We start from the raw sequence: 21,191 nt of genomic DNA, 5'->3' as shown, positions 1-21,191 counted from the left end.
AAGATGAGAACTCGGGGATATGCCGTGAGCTTTGCGGCAAGTGTGGCGTTGGGAGTTTTTGCTGCGGCCATCTGGAAGTTCCCGCCGACCAACAGTGGTGAGTGGGCCAGTTGGATGCAAGCAGTGGGAGCAATCGCTGGTATTGCGTTGGCGTTGTATTTGCCTTGGTCTCAGAGAGAGCATGCTGCACGTGAACAGCGAGCCAAAGAGCAGAGAAACCGGATTGGGCTTTTGAACCGTTCGCTTCGAACAATCGATGGGTTTGTGCGATTCTGTGAAAATCTAATGGAGAAATCAGGTTTCACGCCTGAACTCTACAATGTGCCGCAGTCGTTTGACTTCGAGAGCAATCAGATCCGCGAATTCGTCGAAATTGCGAACGGCATTGAAGGTGATGACGATAGCGATGAAACAGTAGGCGTTCCCGGCGGAATTCGAGACGTTGCAACACGGCTGTTGTCTGCTATCGAGGCGTACAAGAAAATGCGAATCCACTCGGGCAACAAGTCAATGATTCGATATGCCATCAACGATTGTATGCAAGAGCTCATCGCACTTAGAGCTGATGTCTTGCGAAGCTTGGAGCAGATTGAACTCCTTAGTTCTCAGCAACGCTGATTCGCTCGCCCGCTGCCATGCTCCGCATCCTTGCGATCCCCGCCATCCGCCGACAGCGTGGCGCGGCGGCCAACGTCAAACGCGTCTTGCACTTGTTGTGCCGTGTACACCGGAACCGTGAAGGTGCCTTTCTTTCTGATGGTGCATCGATCCCACTTGTTCGGTTCGGTCGATAGGTAGGCGGCGGGCATTGCATCAGGTAGTCTCAGTTCATCCCCGCCCACCTTCGCGGGAGACGTGAGGGCGCGAACCGCTTCGAGCGTGCGTGTATGGACGTCGCTTGCTGGCGTATCGAGAGGAACGCGGAGAGCTTCGCGCACTTCGGTCAGGATTGCCCAGACGAGGTCGCTGCCGACGTGAGCATGTGAAGCAAGGGCGGCGCGACCTGAACCGCCGCATGCGACACATGCGAATTTGTCCGCCTGGCACTTCCCGCCCTTGCTCCAGCCGATTCCGTCGCACTTGGCGCAGAGTGCGCCGGCCACCTGCGGCGCATCTGCGGCGCGTTCGGCCGTCGTGATGAAATCAAGCGCGCATTGCCATGGGCTGTTGATGCTGCTGTGCTCACCGATTTCAATGCCAAAGTATTCGCCGATGGCGATGGCCAGCTTGTCGGCCATGGCTTCTGTACGGTCGCGCTCGTCGATCACTTGCGCTAGATCGCGCTCGCCGCCATTCACGCTTTCGGCAAACAGGCGACGAAACTCGTAATCCGTCAACTCGACGGTCGTTATGACGGCTTCGTCATCCAACGATTCAGGAATCATGAGGGCGGCGCACACCCGCTTACGGAACTCGCCGCCATTCACGGGCGCGGCTGCTTCTGCCTTGGCTTCGCTGCCATTCTGAGATGTGATCTTTTTCATTGCCTAAGCCCTCGAAACGCTGAAGTCATCACCTGGGCTGATGCCACACGGGAATTCCTCGCCATGATTGAGCGCATCAAAATATTCGTCTTCGCTCATCCCGAATTTGTGCAGCGCCGCGCACCGCGCAAGTTCTTCGGTGTCTTCATTCACCTGTCCGAGATAAATCGATGTCGGGTGTCGGTCTACAAGTACGTTCCACGTTGCCATTTCGATCTCCTTTTATCGTGTATGGATGTCAGGCGCCATTCACGGGCGCGGCGATATTTCGGATGTTCTCGGCGCACTCGATCCATTCATAATGCGTTTCGTGCTTAATGTCTGCGTGCGGGCCGCTGCCGAATTCCAATGTGCCGGTGTCGGGATCGACGCCGCCAAACTCGTCGGCATAGTCTGCGGCGCGCTTCTCCAGCCACTTTGCGGCGGCTTCAAGCCCTTGCATGAACGCTACCGCCTCTTGCCCTGCACTCTGTGCGGCTGGCGTGGGGGCGGCGGCGAGCGTCACATCCCACAAATCTTGATTTTCGGTGCATTCGTATCGCGCATTTTCCAGTGCCTCAGCAATCGCACCATTCAGCTCCTTCGGCACCAGTTGCCACTGGCTCGCATCAAACGTCACGGTCTTGAGGTCATGCATTCTGGTTCTCCTGTTTAGCGTCGCCCCGCAGGTTGTCGGCCACCCACTTGCGCATGTGCTGCCAGCGCGCTCGCGCCATCAGTTCGTAGTCGATATCCACGCGCACGGTGATCGTTCGGCGGTCATAGCGGCGCAGCGGGCCGCATACCTCAACCTCGACCCAATTCCACGGGTAGAGCGCCTCGTCGTTCTCGTAGACGATCTCGCGGGCCAGTGCCGGCGCGATGTTGAATGCCGCCGCTACGGCGTCCGGATCTTCCGGATCCAGCGGGGCCATGTTCAAGCCGCGAGCCTGACCCAGCACTCCGAGCGTGCAGAACTCGCCATCTGCATTTACGAGTGAGTCAGCGGCCAGAACCTTCTCGGGCATGGCATCCATGGCGTCGGCCAGCTCGCGAAGGGCTTGCTGACCACGCTTGCCCCGAATTGCGCGCTCGACGCAGCCGCGCCAAAGGCCAGGGTTCTCGCAGTCGTCGATGTATCCGCTTCTGCTCATGCTTCCACCTCATTCGGATTGACGCGCGGCACGCGTGCGTTCTCAGGCCAGTCATCGGCAATTTCGTGGTCCATGCACTGAAGGCAGCAACGATAGCTGCCCCAGTAGTCGCCATCCACGAGCGCTTTTTCATACCGGTGCAGTTCGCCTACAGCGATCTCGTGCGGTTTCGCGCCGTGTGCCAGACCGAGCCAGCACGGATGAGTTTTGCGAGCCGTGACCAGCTTCACGGTCCGGCACTTGATATCGGCGTCCTCGCCCATGAAGAGGTCATGCGTGAGGTATTCAGCCTCGCTGTGCCGTGCCAGCGTCGCCACCACAGACGGCGGCGCTGGCTGGGTATTCAGCCCTTCGGGGCGGGGTTCGTAGGGGCTCATGCTAGGATTCCTGAAAATTCGGGGAGGCGAGATGAGGTGGCGGGACGAATATTCTGAATGCGTCGGTTGGGTGCTGATCTTCGCTGCGGGGGTGCTGACTGCCGGATCCTTCATGAGCTGGGGATCCAAATCGTTCTGGGATGTTGCTACGGCAATCGGAACCGTCGGCGCAGTGCTTGTGGCCGTAGGTCTGTACTTTGTGCAAAAGAGAGATAAGGCGGCGGCGGACAGGTTAGGGGCGGCCGTGGTTGGGATGCGCGTCGTTCCGCAAATGAAGCAGGCCTTCGAAGCAATTTCGAAAGCCGTGGGGCTGGTCGAAGTTGGTACAGGAACACAAATGCCGAGTGCCGACAATTTGTGGAACGTCGTACATTTCTATCGGCATCTTGAGAGTGTCACGACTTCCGTAGATCGCTCTGATCTGGAGCGGATGGCTGTGTTGGAACCAGTCGCCGCATATAAGTACGCTCAAGCCCTTTCCATCATCGACATGATTCAAGGGGACTTTCTCGCGACGACGGGGGGCGACGCCTGGATTGACGTCAAAAATCAGAACCAGGTGGATCTTTTGAGTCGGACGGAAGCGAGAATCAATCACGCCGGAATATTCATTCGAGAGGCGTTGGTTGCGTTCGAGCATGCAATTGCGCCAATGACCAGCCAACTTCCAACGGACCGCCTTTTTGATGGGGCACGTTGACTGGTCGTAACTCAACTCACCTGACCGTGATGTCGGGAACTATCACCGACGGCTTGAAGGTGACTGCGTAGTGGTAGACGTTCGCCTTCGCCGGTTCGAGCTGCTCGATGAAATAGGTGACGTTATCGGACAAACCGAGGAAGTGCTTTTTGTACTCGTTCGGGCCGACCTTGCAGACGATAGCCAGCTTCGTCGACGTGCTGCCGTTGTCGCGCGAGCAAAGCCCTTCGATGGTCAGCATGTATTCGCCGGTGATGCCGTTGTAGAAGACGATGCGGCGGTTGATTTCGAAGTTGTCTGCGGCCTTTGAAAGGTTTTGGGAAGCAACGCGTGCGTCGTCGGAGCACGCGGAAAGGACGAGCGCGATCACAACTGCGCCGAGAGCGGCGAGAAGTTTGGTCATGCTAGGATCCGGAAAAATATGGAGACGAGTGATGAAGGAAGCGGCACAGAAGTACCAAGCACCTGATGTCCGGCAAATTCATGACAGCATTCGAGAATGCGCAGAGCTGATATCTAGTAAGGCGTTGAATCCGGAGAACGTCGGCACTCCGCTATTCCGCCCAGCAGTCACGTATGTGCTGATTCTTCTAAACGACATACTTCAGGCTGCTGACGATGCTGGGATGCGTGTGTCGTTCACGGATGACATCAAGCCGACGGACGCGGCAGATGACGTTACGACGCTTATCAACAAATGCCGCAACGCTGCGTGCCACATTCGCAGTAAGGAGAAATCCTTCGGGCCGGTGACCTTCAGTTTTTGCGTAGTCGTCGGCCGCTACCCTCAGGCAATGGAGGTGGACGGGGTCTCTGTAGGCTGTGACTATGACGACGATATCGGTGTGCACTTCGGCAGTCGCCGCGTTTATATCCGCCGTCATATGATTCGAGCTATCAAAGAGGCGGCAGAGAAGTTCGACTATCAGGCTTAACCGCTGGCGCTTGGTAAATCGGAATACTCGCGCCAATTCACCCATCCTCGCGGCGTGTGAAACCCCCAGTTGCGCTGCCACGGCCCCATGATGAACAGGGACCATGAGTCTTTGCCTTCGGGGATTTCGAGCCGGTGTCGGTCCGTTGCCTTACGGAACACGATAGAGCCGGGACCGCGCCACACACGTCGATAACCGCGCAGCAGTGACGTTTCCGGCTGGCTATCCAGCCGCGCGGGCTGCTCCTGCTCGGTTGGCATGATTTCCCAGTAACCGCCCAGCAGCACGATAGAGATGCTCCACCACGGGTGGTCGTGCAGATCGCGACCTTCGTCGCTGCGGAGCGTGTTGTGCACGCGCGCACCCCACGAGGTATCGCGACGGCCGTCGGCGGCGGCGCTCTCGTCGTGTCCCTTCGGCTTGCGGAACCACCAGCGGCGCATATAGCCGTGAAGGTCGAAATAGGGCTTGAGCTGGGCGTACCCGATGATTGTGTAGGCCACCAGCCTAGGCATCCAGATTCGCATGGTCATGCCTCCCTAGGCTTCGTGCCCGTGGTGCTGATGTCGATGTGTGCGGCGAGCAACTCGCGCAGCGCCATTGCGCTGACCGTCACCTGAAAGTCAGTTTCGGTCTTAGCGATTGCGGTGAGCTGGGCTTCGGGGAAGGCCGAAACGAATGCGCCGACTCGCTCGACGTACGCGCTGACCGCCTTGCGAGGGTAGGACTTCCCTCTGATCGACCCGGCTGTGACTTTCTTCTTGCCTCCAGCCGACGCCTTTTCCAATTCACCGGAGAGAAACGCGCCAGCCTGCTCGCCGTGCTGCCTGACGGCGTCTGCCGCGACCGATACGGAAGCCTTCCCGCCGAACACCAGGCGATGAACGTCGGTGTTGCCGCCCGCGAGGATCAGCATCTTTCCGACCCACTGGGGCGACACGCCGTCGTTCGCCGCGATTCGGCCGTTATCCCACCCGAATTTGTGCAGACGCAGGTATCCAAACGCCTTTTCAAGCGGATGCAACTGCCTGCGTTTGTTGCTCGACATGACGCGCGCCGTCTGCTCGGCGTCATTGCCGATGAACGGCACGATAGAGATCCACAGGTCGCCCTTAGCGTCTCGAAGAGGTACGCCATTTTTGTCGGCTCGACCGAGCTGCTCATGGCGTCGATGACCTTCGACGATCCAGACGCCACCGTCCCCGCGCGGGACGACTTCGAGAGCGGGAATCTGGCCGCCAGATGAGATGTGCTGATAGAGCCCCTCGTCGTCTTCCTCAGCTTCTTTACGGGCCTCTTCGCCGAGAAGGTCCAGCGAAACGCGGAGGTTAAACCCGGGGCGGATGTGGAGATCCTCGTACTTGATCTTCATTGCGTCGGCACGCTTGATCTCGCCAGCAAGGATCTTCTGTTTGAAGGACGGCGCAGCGGTCATTTCTTTCCTCGTTCGCGGTCGACGGCGGTGCGTATGTGTTCTCGGAATCCCTTAGAAGGGTGTCCGCCGTATGGGTAGTGGGATTCGATGTGTTCCCAGCGCGCGGCGTTCTCTTCGACGTCGTCGCGGCGTTGGGCGTCGGTCTTGATGTAAAAGGCGAGTGCGGCGAGCATGACGGTTGAGTGCGTCGCGAGCGCGTCGAGTAACTGCTGTCGCGCTTCGATTTCCTCGTGATGCCGAGATGAGCCGGGAAGGGCAGTCCGCACGGATCGGGCACGCCGCTTGTTCACAAGCGGTCGCAGCGCTTCCCAAGCCCGTTTTGCTGCCGCCCTGTTCGGGGTACTGCTCATACGTTGAAAGCGAGTTTTGCGACGATCGCACCGACGAGGGCGGACAGATGGCATGCCCAAGCCGCCCGCTTATGGTCGATCGTCCACTGGTTGTAGCGGAGGAAGACGGTGTTCACGGGATCGACGATGAGGCGCTGAAACATGCCGCGCCTCAGTGGGTAGCGTCGCGATACCCGAGTCGGTACGCGAGGTCATCGGATTGGCAGGGCGTGCCGTGGACGGCGTCATGCCATCCGGCGTGATACCGGCGAATCTCTGCTGCGTGCATGTTGCTCTCCTCAGTCGAGTCGAATGGTTGCGTTCTTGAAGATCACGTTCGAGCAGACCGCCCCGGATACCGACACGCCGGTTGGTCCCTTGGCGGTGAACGACGTCGAGTAGGTGTCCTTCTCGCTGCAGCCGAAGTAGCTATAGCCGCCGATCTGCACGTTGGTGTATCCGGCCCCCTCAAGGGCTCGGCGCGCGGTATCGGGATCGGTGCAGGCAGAGAGAAGGGCGAGCAGGGCCGCGAGCGCGACGAGTCTCATGGGGAACCTCGATAGGGAAAGAGGGAAAGCCCCGGCAGAACACCGGGGCTACGGCTTTAACCATGTCCGTCATGGGCCTGTGAGCGTTCAGGCTCGCTCTGATGCGTTAAGCGGGCGCGAGAGAGGTGCACCTAGCCGTAATCCATCGGCACGGCCGTGTTTCGTGTCCGTCGAAAGCGTTGGGGCGGCGCACGCCACAGACGCGGGTAAGCCGCCGCTCGCGCCCAGAGGAGCGGCAGCAGAATCAGGAGAATTGGCATGGAGTATTCTGGTAGGTACTTCTATCGCGACTCGCGGGGGACTTATGGACATGCCTGACCTGCCTCAAGCCGATGATGCGGATATGTCGGCTGTGTTCTCCGCCGCGCTAAGCGTGCTGTTTGCCACGCACCCCGACCCGGCCGCGCTGCTCGCGAAGTGGGAGAGCGTCGCGAGTCAATTCCCGTTGATGCTCATGAAAAACGGGGCGTCAGACGTCAAACACAACGCGAACGTCGTTCTAGCCCAGGGACTGCTCGCTATCGCAAGGAACGCAGCAGCACGAGAAGACGGAAGCGGTTGACCCTCAAGAGAGCAGACCCGAGATCCTGATCAGATCGGGGGGAAGTGAGATACGGGCTTTATGACGACGCCGCGCCGCCGTCGGATCTGCTCACTTGAAGGCTTCGTTCGTTAAAGCGACTGCTTGAAATCCAAACTCGAAAATTTTCCCGCCGCAGTCCCGATGTAGGGACGAGAATCAGAGACATAACGACGGGGGAATGATCATGATGGTGACGATCAGAACGATAGTGGGCGCTCTAGTCCCAATCGGTGTTGTAGTCGGCGCGGCTGGCTACTTCATGCCCTCCAACGGTACGCACGACGACGAAGATCACCACGCGCGGACAACGCTCATCGCCGGGGCGGCGTCTGTCTCGGTCCTGGCGATCCTCATTCTGTTTGGAGCGCACGTTCGCTGAGATAACCGGGGAGGGCGTGTGAACAAATACGAACCATTAGTCTGGGTAGTACTATCCGTGCTGGGGCTCTATGTGCTGAGACGCCAGTACAGGCGAGGCTACAATCATTACGACCCAGTCGTTCCCGAGAAAGAGCGCCGGCGTCGGGACACTCGATTCGCAATTTTCATTGCTATCTACGTACTGGCGACGGTCGGGAGTTTCTTCGCAACACGTTAGGTGCCGCACTCTGGCGGCCGTCACGCCTGCGTCATTGTGGGCGCTCCCTCGCCAGGGAGGTGTCAGTCGAGGCCGGTTTCACGCGGCGCCTTTCGCACCATGTCGGCCATGCGCTCGAATACCTGCGCAAGCCGCTCGCGGCGCTTAAGCGATTTGGGCAACCAGAACGTGACCGCACTACGGTCGTCATCGAAGGGCGGATGGTGCAGCTTTTCGCTCGAATGCAGGATGAACTGCACCGCGCTGTACGTGATGCCGGTATTGCTCGGCTTCTCCACCAAAACAACCTCGTCGGTCAGTTCTTGGCTGTAGACGTTGATTCGCATCTTCAAACCTCCTCGTGTATATGGCGCGGCTCTCGGAAGAAAGCCGCCTCAGATACAGCATTTGGACGCAGCGTCCCGGACTACACCCGACTGAGTCGGCTCCCGGCGGCGCTGCATCTCTTCAATCCAATCGACGTTCTATAGCCACGTGAGCAGCCAGGCGTCTCTTGGATAGCCTCCGGTCTTTGTCTCAGGGGTAGAGGGTTCCGCCCTGCGCCTAGCCGCGCCCGCAATCTGCGAACGCCATCGGCGTGTTCTATCGGTAACTGAGTTTTTAAGGAGCGCCCCAACCTGCGGGCGGGCAGCGATGTGTGCTGCGTTGGAGTTGATAATCACATATGTGATTTGTCGGTGTCAACACATTTGTGATTTTGTGATTGTGTCAAACCGCATCTACTTCGCCTCGGCTTCGGAAAGGCGGGAGTCATTGAGCCTCGATGACCGGCTGCTAGACGATCGACGGCTTATGACGAGTGATGGAGAAATTAGGTTGAAATTTTTGCGTGGACGAGGCTAAACTACTGTTCAAATATACAGTAGTCTTAACAAAAACTCTAAGAGGGCCTAGCTGTGACGGATAGTGGGTCGTCCCAACTGCGCTGCAAGCCAGGGGACTTGGCGCGGATTAATAAGGCATGGAACGAGCTGTTGGAGGGGAGGCTGGTGTTTATCCGCCGCGCCCACTCGTCGACGGAATGGCTCGTGTACCTGTTGGACGGGCCAGCGTTCTCTATGAGCGAGGACCGATGCCACATGGTGGTAGCTCGGGCAATGATCGCCGACGACTGGGCGCTGGATCCCATCGGCGGTGCTCGTAATGCGGCGTCGGACGACGTTACGGGTTCAGACGACCAACCGGCTCATCGTCCCCGGGGAGCATCCGAAGCATCAGATTGAAAGTGTGTGCGGGTTCGCCGGCCTGGTCGGCGCGAAGAATCGCTTCGACAAGTTCGCGCGCGGCGTCGCTCGCGCCACTTAAAGCGGCGTCTAGATTGCCAGAGCTTTTCCCGCTCGATGTCTGCGGTCCCTTGCCTTCAGCAAGCCACAGTGCATTCACCCCAAGGACTTCCGCAATCTGCGGCAAGCGCCTGGCGGTGCTCCGCGTCCCCGATTCGAGATTCCCGATTGTCGATTGAGTGACGCCAGCCTTTGTCCCGAGTTGTTCTTGGGAGAGGCCAGCTTTCGTTCGTGCCCATCGGAGGCGTTCGGCTAGGGTGTACATATCACAATCGTAATGGAGTGCGCCATTTCATTTGTGTTGACTTGAATAAACACAAATGTGATACTCGGCGCATGGACATCCGACAAGCAGTCTCCGACCTCCTGGAAACCGGCCTCACGCAGTCACAACTCGCGTTGGCAGCCGATTGCTCCCAATCGCTCATCTCGGCGCTGTTTTCCGGGAAGCGAGGCGTCCGAACGTCCTACGGAATCGCAAAGCGGATTGAGCAGTTACACGCCGCAACGGTCGGGACAAGATCCGGCGGCGCCACTGGAGAGAGCGAATGAAGCGACTGTACGCGCGATTCGTGCTGTGGGTGATTCGGCCCGCATTGGATCGTGCCGACGCGATTGAGTCGGCGCGGATCCAAGCGAACTTGACGAATATTTTGCCGACGCTCAAGCAGCAGGTGGAGTCCGCGGTCCGCGCCCGGCAGTGACGAATGGTTCGAAAACCGCTTCGATGGCGGCCTTTTCTTCCTGTGCATCGAACTTGGCTTTCGTGTTGTCCCGGACGCTTTCGATTACGTCCGTAATTCTCTGTTTGTCTGGATGAGTGCCCAGAAGCAATTGAACAATCGATCCGAGCGCAATCACCTGAAGTTCGAGTTCCGAAATCCTGTCCATGAGACCCCCGATGGATGTTGAGTTGTACGAAGTGAAGAGCGCACAGCTTAGCACCGTCGGGGGACTCGCCAGATTTAGCAGTTTTCATGAGGCCATCGTAGCGGCCTGAGAAGCAAATAAAAACGTTCGAGGAACACGCAAATGAACATTACTGACGCGGCACACGCACTGGTTCACGACTATCCGGGCGGCAGCGAATCACTTGCTCCGCGTCTGGGGATGTCGGCGGCGGTCTTGCGCAACAAGGTCAATCCGAACAATCAGACGCATCACCTGAGCCTGAACGAAGCCGTGAAGGCGACGAACGTTGCGAACGACGAGCGCGTGCTGGAGGCGTGGGCAGCCGAGCGCGGTTCGGCAATCGTGAAGATTCCTCACCTGTCGGAATGCTGCGACTCAGCCATCGTCGAGATGATGGCTCGTGCGTGGGAAACGCACGGCGAGGTTGGCAAGGAGATCGTGAAGACGCTCGAAGACGGCCGCGTCGAGTTCCAGGAAGTCAATCGGGTGAAGGGGAGAATCTTCGCGCACGCACAGGTGCTTTTCAACATCGCGGCGCGCTTGGAGGGCATGGCTGAATGAGTGAATTCAAGATGATGTTGCGCGCGTCCGTCGATCAAGTCGCGCTTGAGGCGGCAGTCGAAGCGGCCAAGGAAGCGTTTGTGCAAGGCGCATCGCGGGCTGTGACTGTGACTGTCGCGGCCGAGAAGCCGGCGCTTTGCATCGGCTGCGGTGCCGTGCGGCTGCCCAACGGTGAAATGCCGTGCGACCACTGAGGAGCCTGCGATGAGTTCACATCTCCAGAATCAGGGTTGGGCAGTACGCCTGCCTGCGCTGCAAAAGATCGTCCACCAGAATTTGTGCCATCGCGCCGTCCTGTCGACCGGTGAAAGCGTCGCCAGCGTGCGGGATATCGCGGACGCCTGCGGCATGTCCGATTCGTCCGTTCGCGAGTCCATCAAGGCGCTGGAGGCGGCGGGGCACGTCGAGTCGACGGCGATTCGTCGCGGCGTTACGCGATATGTCGTCAAGGTGGGGGCTCGCCCGTGAGCGCCAAGGTGATGGGCATGGTATTCGAGCGCTACCCGACCGGCGGTGGCGAAATGCTCCTCGCGCTCAAGCTTGCCGATAACGCTCACGACGACGGCACCCGTATCTTCCCGAGCGTGGCCACCATGGCCGCGCGTACTCGCCAATCCGAACGAGCTGTCCAGTACCAACTTCGGCGCATGCAGAAGTCCGGCTGGCTAGTCCTCGTTCGTCCTGCTTCTGGTGGTCGCGGCCAGTCCGGAATGCCCGCCGAGTACCGTATCAATCCCTCGTGGTTAAACGGTGCAGAACTTGCACCCATTTCCGATGACGCGGAAGACGACGGAAAGGGCGCAGATTCTGCACCGAATATGTCTGCAGAAAGGGTGCAATCCGAAGCGGAAAAGGGTGCAACTGGAGACGGAAAGGGTGCAAACGACGACAGAAAAGGGTGCAAAGCTTTTGCACCCGAACCATCAGTAGAACCATCAGTTAACCGTAAGGGAACCGTCAGTGGTGCGCGCGGCACGCGCTTACCCGACGACTGGGTTCTGACCAAGGCACTTGGTGACTGGGCTTTGAAGGAGCAACCGACGTGGAATGCCGACCATGTTCGCCGCGTTGCCGAGAAGTTCAAGGACTACTGGGGTGCCAAGGCGGGCGAGAAGGGGCGTAAGACGGACTGGGATGCCACTTGGCGCAACTGGGTCCGCAACGAGAGCGCTCTCACGACCGGCGCGGCGAAGGGCGCTTCCGGCGAGGGCTTTGGAAAGCGCAGTTACGGAACGGGAGGCAAGCTGTGAACTTCCACGCACAACCTCTCCGCTCTTCCGCAAATTGCCCGAAGCACGGCGACTTCGAACGCCTTTGCTACTTTGGGGACTCGTGGACGGGCTGCCCGAAGTGCGCCGATGAGGATGCCGCACGCATTGAGCTTGAGCGCGAGACGATCATTCGCACGGGCGAACGCGAAGCTTGGCAGCGCCGCTTGGGCGATACCGGCATCCCCGATCGTTTCAAGGACCGCCGACTAGAAAACTACGTCGCCACGACGCCGGGGCAGATCCGCGCGCTCGAATTTGCACGCGACTTTGCCGCGCACTTCGGCGAGCCAGATCGCCGTGGGCAATGCGCCATCTTTCTCGGCTTGCCTGGAACGGGGAAGACGCACCTTGCCGTCGCAATCGGTCACGCAATCATGGAGTCCGCGCCGCGCACGGTTCTGTTCACGACGGTCATGCGCGCTGTACGGCGGGTGAAAGACACGTGGACGCGTGGCAGCACGGAGTCGGAGTCTGCCGCCGTTGCTGCGCTGTCGTTCCCGGACCTGCTCATTCTCGACGAGATCGGCGTTCAGTTCGGGTCTGAAACCGAAAAGCTGATCCTGTTCGACGTGCTGAACGAGCGATATGAGAAGCGCCGTCAGACCATCCTTCTCTCGAATCTCACGGTTGATGACGAGGTGGTCGACGGGCGTCGCGTGCCGGGGATTCGTTCGTTTCTGGGTGAGCGCGTGTTTGACCGGCTTCGGGAGGACGGCGGTGAGGCCGTCGTGTTCGATTGGGAAAGTCATCGAGGCAAGGTCGCAGCGTGACTTCGACCGAGTGCTGGCGGCGCTTCGAAGCAGCGGCGAGCGCTGCGAAGGTCGGAAATGGCGATCTGGCACGGGTCTTCATCGCTAGGGTGCGAAAAGTCTTTGGTGACGACGTCGCAGAGAGGCAAGAGAAAGAACTGAGGGCGTACATCGCCTACCTGCATAGCAAAGGGAAATGACGAATGACCCCGAGTCGATTTGAAAGTAAGTTGCGCGGCCAGTCAGCTATTGCACAGAAGGTGTTCGAGGCCGTGCCGATTCAGGAATGCTGGACGTTGGGGCAGATCGGCTCGGCGCTGATCCGCACGACGCGCGCGAGCATCGATATGCGCATCTTGCAGGGCTGCTTGGCGGCGCTGCGCGATGTCGGTCTGGTGCAGGAGGTGAAGACGGGGCACTACCGCCGCGTGCAGGTTAAGCCGACCGCCACCGCAGACAAGACGGTTGCTATTCAAACGAAGGAGAAAGTAGTGGTGACGAACGAACCGAAATCGCCGATCGATCTTCTGTCGGCCATCACGAAGCGCCTGGCGGCGCTGCACAAGCACGTCGAGGCCGAGACCAAGGCCATCGCATCGGAAATTGAAACGGCGGCGCTGTCAATTGAAGAGGGCATCGAGAAGACGGCGGGCGAGGCGGCGAAGTTCAAGCAGTTGCAGAAGCTGCTGGCTGACGCGGCCTGAAGAGAGCGATATGGCGCGCAAGGGGCTCGCGTTTCCGGAAAGCGCAATTAGCAATGGGCGTGTCGGTACAGCGCGAATTCGCGAACAGATCGGCTCCACGGTCGTCGAGTTGGCGTCGCCTGCGCCCGCACCGCTGACGCAGCCGATTCTCGGCATGGTTGCAGCGAAGCGATCGAAGTACGGTAACAAGCCGTGCGAGCTGGGCGGCGAGAAATTCGACAGCGAGAAGGAAATGCATCGCTGGCTGGTGCTCACGGCGGAAGAGAATGCGGGCCTGATTTCTGGGCTGCTTCGACAGGTGAGCTTTGAGATCGCTGCCTCAGTGGTGATTGATGGCCGCAAGCGCCCTGCGCGCCACTACGTAGCGGACTTCGTGTACCAGCGTGACGGAGTGACCGTCATCGAGGACGTGAAGGGATTTCTGACCCAGATGTATCGACTGAAGCGGCACCTGATGGCGTTGCAGGGGCTGACGATTACGGAGATCAAATGAAGAACGTGATTCTGGATTGTATGGACAAGGGCGAGTGGTACACGCGGCCCGCTATTGTCGATCTGAGCGACGGCTCGAAGCGTTTGGTGATGAGGTTGATCGATGAGCTTGTGGCCGAAGGTCTGCTGGTCAAGCGAAGCGGCCTTCGCGCAGATGAGTTCAGCCTTGCGCTCACCAGCCCGAAGACATTGATCGGTGCCGTCTCGACTGTCGAGGCTCCGCAATTCGTCTCCCAGGCGCCGAGGCTCTCGATCGCCGGGGCCGCCTACAGACCGAAATGGAAGCGCCTCAGGGCGTATGACTCGTATGCGCTTTCGCACCAACGACTTTGCGAGGAACTGCGATGAGCAAAGCATGCGGTTGCGATGAGTTCACCATGTGCGCCGAATGCTGGCAAGGCGTTGTCCCGCTTGCCAATGTGGCGAAACCGACTGTAAGTGCACCGGGCTTACTGATTGCGGCGAAGTCCCACATGGAAGCCCGCGCGGCCCAGTACGACAAGCCGGAAGGTGAGCGCAGCATGCGCAAAGCCGTCGAGGCATTCAATGCGATCACAGGCCGCAACCTGACCGAGCCGGAGGGTTGGTTGCTCTTGCAGGTGCTCAAGGACGTTCGCCTGTTTCAGCGTCCGGGATATCACGCCGACAGCGCTGAGGACTGCATCGCCTATGCGGCCCTCAAGGGCGAAGCGAAGGCGCGAGAGGCGGTGTGAGGCCATGCAGCGCAAGACGCCGATGAAACGCTCAGGCTTCAAACGCAAGGCGTCGTCAACGCTCAACCCGTTTAGCGGTACCGCCGTGCTCAAAGGAACGACGTTCAAACGAAAGGCCCGGAAGAAGCGAGCAGGGCACTGCAAGACGTCACTCTCGGCATGCGCGGGCCAGCCGTGCTACCTGCGTATCGATGGTGTGTGCTGCGGTGATTGGCAGACGACTGTGCCTGCACATCGCAACGAAGGTAAGGGAATGGGGCTGAAGACCCCAGACAGATTGACGGTGCCGGCATGCTTCACGTGCCACGCCGAGTACGACCAGGGCAACAAATTGACACGAGACGAGAAGCGAGGACTCTTCAATGCTGCATATGATCGATGGGCACCATACCGCGCCCGACTGCTTGGATGGGAGACTGAAGGGAATGACTGATCAAGATTTGTCGAGCTTTTGCCTGGAGTACGGAGTCTGGTGCAGGACTCGCAGGCTGCTTGCGCCTCCCGTGCCGGTTGGAATCTTGGCTCGTCTGCAACCACGAAAGTTTGCGTCGGAGATTCCTGACGCGCCGATGAGCGCTGAGATGGCGTACTTCAATATGGCTGTGCATGCGCTCTCCGACGAGTTGCCCGAATGCGGCATCTGCTTCACGCTCTACCACGTGCACGGGTTCCGGCCTGTGAAAGTACTGGCCGCAGCAATGGGTGTCAGCACGCGGACGTTTTATGATCGTGTCCAAAGGTTCTCGCGCAAGGCGCTAAGGCTGGCCTTGGTGATTGAGCGGGCGCATTCCGGCCCTACGATGTCCATTACGTAATGGGAGCGGGCTTGGCGTGGTGGGGGTGGTCCATTAACCACGCACCGACAAGATAGAGCGGTACCGAAGCGAGCATGTTGCTGGCGTCCCCGACGATCCATCCAGTAACGAGGCACAACGAGGCTAGGTTGACGATAACCGATGCGACTTCGTCAGCGATTCGACGGGTCAAGTGAATCGCCCGAGATACTTCCGTCGTGCCTCTGGTTTTCACAATGAGAAGCGCGAGAAAGGCGAGAAGCAGGAGGCCGCCGAATACCTGAAACGTAATCAGCTTCAGATCTACGTAGCCGCCCATTACCTTTGCCGGAACCGGCTTGTTCCAGGCACTGGGCGTATCGTAGGTGTAATAGGCGATCGCTACGGCTCCAAAGGCACCCCAGAACAGTAGATTTACGATGATTCTGAAGAGCCTTGAGTCGCGATTGAAAAGGGCAAAGATTCTAGGAAACATGAAATCCCCGTATTGTGATGAGGCGTGAGTTGCGCGCGCGTAATCGCGTTTAGTTTTCGATCTTTCTGCGCTGCGCTGTGCAAGAAAATCTGCACATAATAGTTCTGCACAAAACCGGACGAAATCGTATCATTTCGGAAAGGCTGAATCATTGCCTCCAGAGCCCGCGACGGTGAAAACCTCGCGGGCTTTTCCATTTCTCGTGCGTGTCTCCTCCTCGCCATACGGCGTTAGCCCGCACCGCTTCGGCGGTCGCGGGCGCTTTCTCTCATGCCTAGACTGACTACACTCCGATCACGACTTGCGCCACTGAAAGCGCGCACTCAGGTCGTTGAGTCCCCGTCTTGGCGAACCGGAAAGCAAGCTAGCGCGGCGCGCGGCTACGGTGCTGACTGGCAGCGGATACGCGCGCAGCACCTCGCCGAGCACCCACATTGCGTGTTCTGCTTGCGCGATCTTGGCATGTCCGGCTTGTCGCCGGCCGAAGTTGTCATCGCATGCGCAGAGCGCGGGATAGCTGAGCCGCTTGGGACGATCGGCGATCACATCATTGCCCATCGCGGGGATGATCGATTGCGGCTCGATCCCGCGAACGTGCAGACGCTCTGCAAGCCGCATCACGATAGCGAGAAGCAGCGCACCGAACGTCAGCGATAGGGAGGGGCGGTCAAAAGTCTGATCGAGCAAATCCCCTAGACCGCACGTTCCCGCACGCGCAGAAAATTTCCCCTTTTGGAGTTTTTGTTAATGGCCTTTAACAGCAAAAAGCGGCTGTTTGCCGATGCTGTTTTGGCCGGAAAGTCCAATAAAGACGCGGCAATCGCGGCTGGGTACAGTCCGGCCACCGCGTCGGCGGCGGGGTCGCGACTTGTTAAAGACAAGGATGTCGCCGCCTACCTAGCCCAACACCAGAAAAAAGGTGTGTCGAAGAAGCGAGCGGCAGCGAAGCCGCAAGCGAACGAAGTGGTGCCGCCTGACGCGGAAGCCGTCAAGCGCGCGGCGGTCGCCGCTGGATTCGACCTCGCCAAGGTGGTCATGTACTCGGACCCGAAAGACTTTCTGCTGGCCGCAATGAACGATCCGCTTACGGAGCGCAAGCTTCAGATCGATGCAGCGAAGGCGTTGATGCCGTTCACACATCAGAAGCGGGGCGAGGGCGGCAAGAAAGAACAGCGCGAAGAGGCCGCGAAGAACGTCGCTGGCCGATTCGGTCGGGCTGCGCCTCCGCGCCTCGCCGCATCCGGCGGTAAGAAGGTTTGACGATGGCGTGGACGACCGCGTGCCCCGATTGGGGCGATCGTTTGGTGCGTGGCGATTCGATCATTCCCCCGCCGATCTTCCCCGATCAGGCCGAACAGGCCTTGGCGATTTTCAAAGAGCTACGCGTCACCGACCTGCCTGGTAAGCCGACGTTCGGCGAATGCAGCGAACAGTGGGTCTTTGACTTTGTCGCAGCGATCTTCGGTGCGTATGACGAAGAGAGCGGGAAGCAACTGATTCGGGAGTTCTATCTCCTTATCAGCAAGAAGAATACGAAGTCGACTATTGCGGCGGGGATCATGCTCACCGCCGTCATTCTTTGCTGGCGTGAGGAAGAGGAGCATCTGATCCTTGCCCCGACAAAGGAAGTCGCCGACAACAGTTTCAAACCAGCAGCCGGCATGATCCGCGCGGACGAAGAGCTTGCAGCGCTTTTCCACATTCAGGACCACATTCGGACTATCACGCATCGCGTGAGTCGGGCGTCGCTGAAAGTCGTGGCAGCTGACACCGATACGGTGTCCGGCAAGAAGTCAGGCCGGATCCTGATCGATGAACATTGGCTGTTCGGCTCGCGGAAGGACGCGGAAGCGATGTTCATGGAAGCGACAGGCGGACAGATTTCGCGAGACGAAGGGTGGGTTATCTACCTGACTACGCAAAGCGATGAGCCGCCGGCTGGCGTGTTTCTTGAGAAGCTGCGCTACTTCCGAGATGTTAGGGACGGCGTGATCGTCGACCCGAAGTCGTTGGGCGTCTTGTACGAGTTCCCTCCGGCAATGGTGAAGTCGAAAGCCTATCTCGATCCGGCCAACTACTACATCGCCAATCCGAACCTTGGGCGGTCGGTGAGCGCCGAGTGGCTGAGCGACCAGCTCGTCAAGAATCGCAGGCTGACCGATGGGTCGTTCAATGTGTTCATCGCGAAGCACTTGAACGTCGAGATCGGTATGAATTTGCGCACCGATCGATGGGCGGGAGTGGACTTCTGGGAAGCATCGGCGCTTGTGCCGGGGCTGACGTTGCAGGATTTGCTTGAGATGTGTGAGGTCGTCGACGTCGGCATTGATGGCGGCGGCTTAGACGATCTGTTGGGCCTCGCCGTGCTAGGTCGGCAGAAAGGTTCTCGGAATTGGATCGTCTGGACGCATGCGTGGGCGCATCCGTCAGTGTTCGAGCGACGGCAGGAGATTGCACCTGCCTTGCGCGACTTCGAGAAGGAAGGCGATCTTACCGTCGTCGAGCAAATCGGAGACGACGTTGCCGATGTCGCGAACATCGTCGCAGAGATTGAACGGGCAGGTCTGCTCGACAAGGTGGGCGCGGATCCGGCCGGCATCGGCGGCGTGCTCGACGCCTTGGCAGAAGCCAAGGTGCCCGAGGACAAAGTCATCGGCATTTCGCAGGGCTGGAAGCTATCGGGTGCGATCAAGACCACTGAACGGCGACTAGCGGCTGCGGGCGGGCGAAAGGTCGATGAAAACGGCATACGTGTAGATGGCACGTTGATGCACGGCGGTCAGCGTTTGATGGCGTGGGCTGTTGGCAACGCCCGCATCGTACCCGTCGGCAACGCAGTGAATATCACCAAACAAGCCAGCGGGACGGGAAAGATTGACCCGCTGATGGCAATTTTCGATGCGGTATCGCTGATGGCGCTCAACCCGCCGGCTCAAGGGCCGTCGGTGTACGAGTCGCGCGGCATCCGATTCCTCTGAGGTGTGAATGGGTTGGTTTGATTTCGTCCGGGGTGAGAAGCCTCCGGAGGCCCCCGCTCGCCTCGCGGAACCGACGCTTGAACGTCCGTCGTCGTCGGTAGCACCGAGAGCGGAGTCCCCGCCTGGGCAGGTCTTCGACGGCCTCGACGATCCGAACCTTCTCGAATACATCCGTAATGGCGAGTTGAACGGTGGAGTCGCGGGGCGTGAGGCAAAGGCGCTGCGAAACATGGCGGTGCTTCGATGCGTGACGTTGATCTCGCAGTCGATTGGCATGCTGCCGCTCAATTTGATCGCGAACGATGACACGAAGCGGACGCAGACGGACAACCCGGCTCACCGCCTGCTGAAGTATCGACCGAACGATTGGCAAACGCCGATCGAGTTCAAGAGCCTTTTGCAGTTGCGCGCGTTGCTTGACGGCCAGTCCTATGCCCGTGTGATCTGGTCCGGAAGTCGTCCCATCCGCTTGATCCCGATGGATCGCGGTTCTACGAAACCGCGTCTGACGGAGACGTGGCAAATGGTCTACGACTACACGACGCCTGCGGGAGATCTGATCACGCTGCCCGCGCGGGAAGTTTTTCATCTCCGAGACTTGTCACTGGATGGCGTAAACGGGCTTTCCCGGCCACGGTTGGCGAGGGAGGCGCTCGAACTTGCAGAGCAGGCTGAGCGTGCTGCGTCCCGCACGTTTCGCACTGGGGTAATGGCGGGCGGCGCTATCGAATACGAGAAAGAACTTTCGGACGGTGCGTACAAGCGCCTGAAAGAGTCGATCGCAGAGAACCACTCGGGATCTGACAAAGCCGGTAGCTGGATGCTGCTCGAAGAGGGCGGAAAGGCGAAGCAGTTCACCGCGACGGCGGTGTCGGCACAACAAATCGAGAATCGAAATCATCAGATTGAAGAGGTGGCGCGGATGTATGGCGTGCCGCGCCCCCTTCTGATGATGGATGACACGAGTTGGGGCAGCGGCATCGAGCAGCTTGCCATCTTCTTCATTCAATACGGCTTGTCTCCCTGGTTCGTGTCGTGGGAGCAAGCGGCGGAGCGCCTGTTCCTGCCGGAAAAAATGCTGGGCAAGCAGGTATTCAAGTTCAACGAGGCGGCGCTTATGCGCGGCACCCTCAACGACCAGGCAAATTTCTTTGCTAAGGCGCTGGGTGCTGGTGGGCATTCGCCGTGGATGAAGCAGAACGAAGTGCGTGAGACGGTGGATTTGCCGCGAGTCGATGACCCAGTGGCCGACCAGTTGCGCAACCCAATGACACAGCAACCGAAAGGACGCGGCAATGAGCCTCCTCAAACTGCCTGAAATCCGGGCCGATCACCGGCTCAACACCGCGCAATATGAGGTCCGCCCCGACGCTCTCGAGAAGTGGGAGCCGGGGGTGCACGCTGCCGCTGGTGACGACGCCGCGTCGATCTCGATCTATGACTCGATAGGGGACAACTGGGAGGGTACCGGCGTCACTGCGAAGCGTATCAGTGCGGCGCTGCGAAACATCGGCGCGCGTGACCTTACGGTCAATGTGAATTCGCCCGGTGGTGACTTCTTCGAGGGCGTTGCGATCTACAACCTTCTGCGCGAGCACAAGGCGAAAGTGACGGTCAACGTCATGGGAATCGCGGCTTCGGCGGCTTCCGTCATTGCGATGGCGGGCGACGAGATTCTCATGGGCGATGGTGCCTTTCTGATGATCCACAACGCGTGGACGGTCGCCATCGGCAATCGTCATGACATCGCTCAAGCAGCCGAAGTACTCGCCCCGTTCGATGCTGCCATGGCAAAGGTCTATTCGCAGCGCGCCGGCATCACGCAGGAAGCGGCGGCCGCGCTCATGGACAAGGAAACGTGGATCGGTGCCGAACAGGCGGTCGCGGATGGCTTTGCCACCGGCCTGCTCGACAGCGCACAGGTCGCGAAGGACACAACCTCCGGTGGCCGCAAGGCGCTTGCGTTGATCGAGGCGTCTATGGCGCGTGCTGGGTACTCGCGTGGAGCCCGCCGTGATGCTCTCAAAGCCCTATTCGACGGCACGCCGAGCGCTGCCGCCAATAACGCCATGCCGGGCGCTGGCGAAGACGTTGCTGCATCTCTCCAGACTCTCCTGAAAACTATCAAGGGTTGAAC

36 protein-coding genes are annotated in these 21,191 nt (G+C 59.3%); 20 read left to right on the top strand and 16 right to left on the bottom strand.

Features of this window, described 5'->3' with window-relative positions:
• Window positions 1-24 precede the first annotated feature (24 nt).
• Window positions 25-618, top strand: coding sequence for a hypothetical protein (locus tag PAQ31011_RS04100; protein WP_150574582.1), 594 nt, complete (start codon window positions 25-27; stop codon window positions 616-618).
• On the opposite strand, the gene PAQ31011_RS04095 is transcribed toward PAQ31011_RS04100, so the two are convergent.
• Genes PAQ31011_RS04095 through PAQ31011_RS04075 form a run of 5 tightly spaced genes read right to left on the bottom strand, consistent with a single transcriptional unit; the run spans window position 606 to window position 2,994 of the window.
• Window positions 606-1,484 carry a hypothetical protein gene (locus PAQ31011_RS04095; protein ID WP_150574581.1) on the bottom strand — a complete coding sequence of 293 codons (879 nt, stop codon included), beginning with the start codon at window positions 1,482-1,484 and terminating at the stop codon, window positions 606-608. The two genes, PAQ31011_RS04100 and PAQ31011_RS04095, sit on opposite strands and share 13 nt — an antisense overlap.
• Before the next feature lie 3 nt (window positions 1,485-1,487).
• Window positions 1,488-1,694, bottom strand: coding sequence for a hypothetical protein (locus tag PAQ31011_RS04090; protein WP_150574580.1), 207 nt, complete (start codon window positions 1,692-1,694; stop codon window positions 1,488-1,490).
• Window positions 1,695-1,722: 28 nt separating this feature from the next.
• The gene (locus tag PAQ31011_RS04085) at window positions 1,723-2,121 is read right to left on the bottom strand and encodes a hypothetical protein (protein ID WP_150574579.1); all 399 of its coding nucleotides are present in this window, start codon (window positions 2,119-2,121) and stop codon (window positions 1,723-1,725) included.
• Window positions 2,114-2,617, bottom strand: a complete 504-nt coding sequence (locus tag PAQ31011_RS04080) for a hypothetical protein (RefSeq protein ID WP_150574578.1) — start codon at window positions 2,615-2,617, stop codon at window positions 2,114-2,116. Before PAQ31011_RS04080 ends, PAQ31011_RS04085 begins: the two co-directional genes overlap by 8 nt.
• Window positions 2,614-2,994, bottom strand: a complete 381-nt coding sequence (locus PAQ31011_RS04075) for a hypothetical protein (RefSeq protein ID WP_150574577.1) — start codon at window positions 2,992-2,994, stop codon at window positions 2,614-2,616. The genes PAQ31011_RS04080 and PAQ31011_RS04075 overlap by 4 nt, the downstream gene beginning before the upstream one ends.
• On the opposite strand from PAQ31011_RS04075, the gene PAQ31011_RS04070 reads away from it, so the two are divergent.
• A complete protein-coding gene (locus tag PAQ31011_RS04070) occupies window positions 2,993-3,694 on the top strand; it encodes a hypothetical protein (protein ID WP_150574576.1) in 702 nt (233 codons plus the stop codon). The genes PAQ31011_RS04075 and PAQ31011_RS04070 overlap by 2 nt on opposite strands.
• 16 nt (window positions 3,695-3,710) lie before the next feature.
• Here the strand turns inward: PAQ31011_RS04070 and PAQ31011_RS04065 are convergent, their stop codons facing one another.
• Window positions 3,711-4,097: a beta-sandwich lipoprotein gene (locus tag PAQ31011_RS04065; protein WP_150574575.1), complete on the bottom strand. Its 387-nt coding sequence runs from the start codon at window positions 4,095-4,097 to the stop codon at window positions 3,711-3,713.
• A 31-nt stretch (window positions 4,098-4,128) separates the two neighbouring features.
• On the opposite strand from PAQ31011_RS04065, the gene PAQ31011_RS04060 reads away from it, so the two are divergent.
• A complete protein-coding gene (locus tag PAQ31011_RS04060; protein ID WP_150574574.1) occupies window positions 4,129-4,629 on the top strand; it encodes a hypothetical protein in 501 nt (166 codons plus the stop codon).
• Here PAQ31011_RS04060 and PAQ31011_RS04055 read toward each other — a convergent pair.
• The 6 genes from PAQ31011_RS04055 to PAQ31011_RS26875 form a co-directional block, all read right to left on the bottom strand.
• Window positions 4,626-5,156: a hypothetical protein gene (locus tag PAQ31011_RS04055; protein WP_150574573.1), complete on the bottom strand. Its 531-nt coding sequence runs from the start codon at window positions 5,154-5,156 to the stop codon at window positions 4,626-4,628. The genes PAQ31011_RS04060 and PAQ31011_RS04055 overlap by 4 nt on opposite strands.
• Before the next feature lie 2 nt (window positions 5,157-5,158).
• Window positions 5,159-6,064, bottom strand: a complete 906-nt coding sequence (locus PAQ31011_RS04050; RefSeq protein WP_150574572.1) for a ParB/RepB/Spo0J family partition protein — start codon at window positions 6,062-6,064, stop codon at window positions 5,159-5,161.
• Window positions 6,061-6,414, bottom strand: coding sequence for a hypothetical protein (locus PAQ31011_RS04045; protein ID WP_150574571.1), 354 nt, complete (start codon window positions 6,412-6,414; stop codon window positions 6,061-6,063). Before PAQ31011_RS04045 ends, PAQ31011_RS04050 begins: the two co-directional genes overlap by 4 nt.
• Window positions 6,411-6,557, bottom strand: a complete 147-nt coding sequence (locus tag PAQ31011_RS26310; protein ID WP_174989931.1) for a hypothetical protein — start codon at window positions 6,555-6,557, stop codon at window positions 6,411-6,413. Before PAQ31011_RS26310 ends, PAQ31011_RS04045 begins: the two co-directional genes overlap by 4 nt.
• Window positions 6,558-6,692: 135 nt before the next feature.
• Window positions 6,693-6,941 (bottom strand): hypothetical protein, encoded by a 249-nt coding sequence (locus tag PAQ31011_RS04040; protein ID WP_150574570.1) that lies wholly within the window; start codon window positions 6,939-6,941, stop codon window positions 6,693-6,695.
• A 131-nt stretch (window positions 6,942-7,072) separates the two neighbouring features.
• Window positions 7,073-7,201: a hypothetical protein gene (locus tag PAQ31011_RS26875; RefSeq protein ID WP_281349965.1), complete on the bottom strand. Its 129-nt coding sequence runs from the start codon at window positions 7,199-7,201 to the stop codon at window positions 7,073-7,075.
• Window positions 7,202-7,251: 50 nt separating this feature from the next.
• Between PAQ31011_RS26875 and PAQ31011_RS04035 the strand changes: the two genes are divergently transcribed.
• Window positions 7,252-7,503, top strand: coding sequence for a hypothetical protein (locus PAQ31011_RS04035; protein ID WP_150574569.1), 252 nt, complete (start codon window positions 7,252-7,254; stop codon window positions 7,501-7,503).
• A gap of 681 nt (window positions 7,504-8,184) precedes the next feature.
• Here the strand turns inward: PAQ31011_RS04035 and PAQ31011_RS04030 are convergent.
• Together PAQ31011_RS04030 and PAQ31011_RS26870 are read right to left on the bottom strand one after the other, a co-directional pair.
• Window positions 8,185-8,448 (bottom strand): hypothetical protein, encoded by a 264-nt coding sequence (locus PAQ31011_RS04030; protein ID WP_150574568.1) that lies wholly within the window; start codon window positions 8,446-8,448, stop codon window positions 8,185-8,187.
• A gap of 835 nt (window positions 8,449-9,283) precedes the next feature.
• The gene (locus PAQ31011_RS26870) at window positions 9,284-9,670 is read right to left on the bottom strand and encodes a helix-turn-helix domain-containing protein (protein ID WP_150574567.1); all 387 of its coding nucleotides are present in this window, start codon (window positions 9,668-9,670) and stop codon (window positions 9,284-9,286) included.
• Window positions 9,671-9,953: 283 nt separating this feature from the next.
• Between PAQ31011_RS26870 and PAQ31011_RS26305 the strand changes: the two genes are divergently transcribed.
• The 12 genes from PAQ31011_RS26305 (at window position 9,954) to PAQ31011_RS03970 (ending at window position 15,622) form a co-directional block, all read left to right on the top strand.
• Window positions 9,954-10,109 (top strand): hypothetical protein, encoded by a 156-nt coding sequence (locus tag PAQ31011_RS26305; protein WP_174989929.1) that lies wholly within the window; start codon window positions 9,954-9,956, stop codon window positions 10,107-10,109.
• A gap of 328 nt (window positions 10,110-10,437) precedes the next feature.
• Window positions 10,438-10,878, top strand: a complete 441-nt coding sequence (locus PAQ31011_RS04020) for a phage regulatory CII family protein (protein WP_150574566.1) — start codon at window positions 10,438-10,440, stop codon at window positions 10,876-10,878.
• Window positions 10,875-11,072, top strand: a complete 198-nt coding sequence (locus tag PAQ31011_RS04015) for a hypothetical protein (protein ID WP_150574565.1) — start codon at window positions 10,875-10,877, stop codon at window positions 11,070-11,072. Before PAQ31011_RS04020 ends, PAQ31011_RS04015 begins: the two co-directional genes overlap by 4 nt.
• A 10-nt stretch (window positions 11,073-11,082) precedes the next feature.
• Complete coding sequence (locus tag PAQ31011_RS04010) at window positions 11,083-11,346, top strand: FaeA/PapI family transcriptional regulator (protein WP_150574564.1); 264 nt, start codon at window positions 11,083-11,085, stop codon at window positions 11,344-11,346.
• Window positions 11,343-12,128 carry a helix-turn-helix domain-containing protein gene (locus tag PAQ31011_RS26300; RefSeq protein WP_174989811.1) on the top strand — a complete coding sequence of 262 codons (786 nt, stop codon included), beginning with the start codon at window positions 11,343-11,345 and terminating at the stop codon, window positions 12,126-12,128. Before PAQ31011_RS04010 ends, PAQ31011_RS26300 begins: the two co-directional genes overlap by 4 nt.
• On the top strand, window positions 12,125-12,919 hold the full coding sequence (locus PAQ31011_RS04005) for an ATP-binding protein (RefSeq protein ID WP_174989927.1): 795 nt from the start codon (window positions 12,125-12,127) through the stop codon (window positions 12,917-12,919). The genes PAQ31011_RS26300 and PAQ31011_RS04005 overlap by 4 nt, the downstream gene beginning before the upstream one ends.
• Window positions 12,920-13,101: 182 nt before the next feature.
• Window positions 13,102-13,602: a hypothetical protein gene (locus PAQ31011_RS03995; protein ID WP_150574561.1), complete on the top strand. Its 501-nt coding sequence runs from the start codon at window positions 13,102-13,104 to the stop codon at window positions 13,600-13,602.
• Window positions 13,603-13,612: 10 nt separating this feature from the next.
• Window positions 13,613-14,095, top strand: a complete 483-nt coding sequence (locus PAQ31011_RS03990; protein WP_174989925.1) for a DUF1064 domain-containing protein — start codon at window positions 13,613-13,615, stop codon at window positions 14,093-14,095.
• Window positions 14,092-14,442 carry a hypothetical protein gene (locus PAQ31011_RS03985; RefSeq protein WP_150574560.1) on the top strand — a complete coding sequence of 117 codons (351 nt, stop codon included), beginning with the start codon at window positions 14,092-14,094 and terminating at the stop codon, window positions 14,440-14,442. Before PAQ31011_RS03990 ends, PAQ31011_RS03985 begins: the two co-directional genes overlap by 4 nt.
• The gene (locus PAQ31011_RS03980; protein WP_343031661.1) at window positions 14,439-14,807 is read left to right on the top strand and encodes a hypothetical protein; all 369 of its coding nucleotides are present in this window, start codon (window positions 14,439-14,441) and stop codon (window positions 14,805-14,807) included. The genes PAQ31011_RS03985 and PAQ31011_RS03980 overlap by 4 nt, the downstream gene beginning before the upstream one ends.
• Window positions 14,764-15,240 carry a nuclease domain-containing protein gene (locus tag PAQ31011_RS03975; protein WP_343031660.1) on the top strand — a complete coding sequence of 159 codons (477 nt, stop codon included), beginning with the start codon at window positions 14,764-14,766 and terminating at the stop codon, window positions 15,238-15,240. The genes PAQ31011_RS03980 and PAQ31011_RS03975 overlap by 44 nt, the downstream gene beginning before the upstream one ends.
• Window positions 15,233-15,622, top strand: a complete 390-nt coding sequence (locus PAQ31011_RS03970) for a sigma-70 family RNA polymerase sigma factor (RefSeq protein ID WP_150574558.1) — start codon at window positions 15,233-15,235, stop codon at window positions 15,620-15,622. Before PAQ31011_RS03975 ends, PAQ31011_RS03970 begins: the two co-directional genes overlap by 8 nt.
• Here PAQ31011_RS03970 and PAQ31011_RS03965 read toward each other — a convergent pair.
• Entirely contained in the window at window positions 15,615-16,076 is a 462-nt protein-coding gene (locus PAQ31011_RS03965; protein ID WP_150574557.1) for a hypothetical protein, read from the bottom strand. The genes PAQ31011_RS03970 and PAQ31011_RS03965 overlap by 8 nt on opposite strands.
• A gap of 294 nt (window positions 16,077-16,370) precedes the next feature.
• Window positions 16,371-16,763 carry a hypothetical protein gene (locus PAQ31011_RS26295; RefSeq protein WP_174989923.1) on the bottom strand — a complete coding sequence of 131 codons (393 nt, stop codon included), beginning with the start codon at window positions 16,761-16,763 and terminating at the stop codon, window positions 16,371-16,373.
• A gap of 60 nt (window positions 16,764-16,823) precedes the next feature.
• Between PAQ31011_RS26295 and PAQ31011_RS03955 the strand changes: the two genes are divergently transcribed.
• Genes PAQ31011_RS03955 through PAQ31011_RS03940 form a run of 4 tightly spaced genes read left to right on the top strand, consistent with a single transcriptional unit; the run spans window position 16,824 to window position 21,189 of the window.
• The gene (locus tag PAQ31011_RS03955; RefSeq protein WP_150574555.1) at window positions 16,824-17,336 is read left to right on the top strand and encodes a terminase small subunit; all 513 of its coding nucleotides are present in this window, start codon (window positions 16,824-16,826) and stop codon (window positions 17,334-17,336) included.
• Between the two features lie 2 nt (window positions 17,337-17,338).
• On the top strand, window positions 17,339-19,054 hold the full coding sequence (locus PAQ31011_RS03950) for a terminase large subunit (protein ID WP_150574554.1): 1,716 nt from the start codon (window positions 17,339-17,341) through the stop codon (window positions 19,052-19,054).
• 7 nt (window positions 19,055-19,061) lie between these two features.
• Complete coding sequence (locus tag PAQ31011_RS03945; RefSeq protein WP_150574553.1) at window positions 19,062-20,372, top strand: phage portal protein; 1,311 nt, start codon at window positions 19,062-19,064, stop codon at window positions 20,370-20,372.
• Entirely contained in the window at window positions 20,350-21,189 is an 840-nt protein-coding gene (locus PAQ31011_RS03940; RefSeq protein ID WP_150574552.1) for a head maturation protease, ClpP-related, read from the top strand. Before PAQ31011_RS03945 ends, PAQ31011_RS03940 begins: the two co-directional genes overlap by 23 nt.
• The last annotated feature ends 2 nt before the right edge of the window (window positions 21,190-21,191 follow it).

It is taken from the genome of Pandoraea aquatica (genome assembly GCF_902459565.1).
GTDB lineage: Bacteria > Pseudomonadota > Gammaproteobacteria > Burkholderiales > Burkholderiaceae > Pandoraea > Pandoraea aquatica.
Note: the sequence above shows the minus strand (reverse complement) of the source record. Positions and strands in the feature narration are given on the sequence as shown.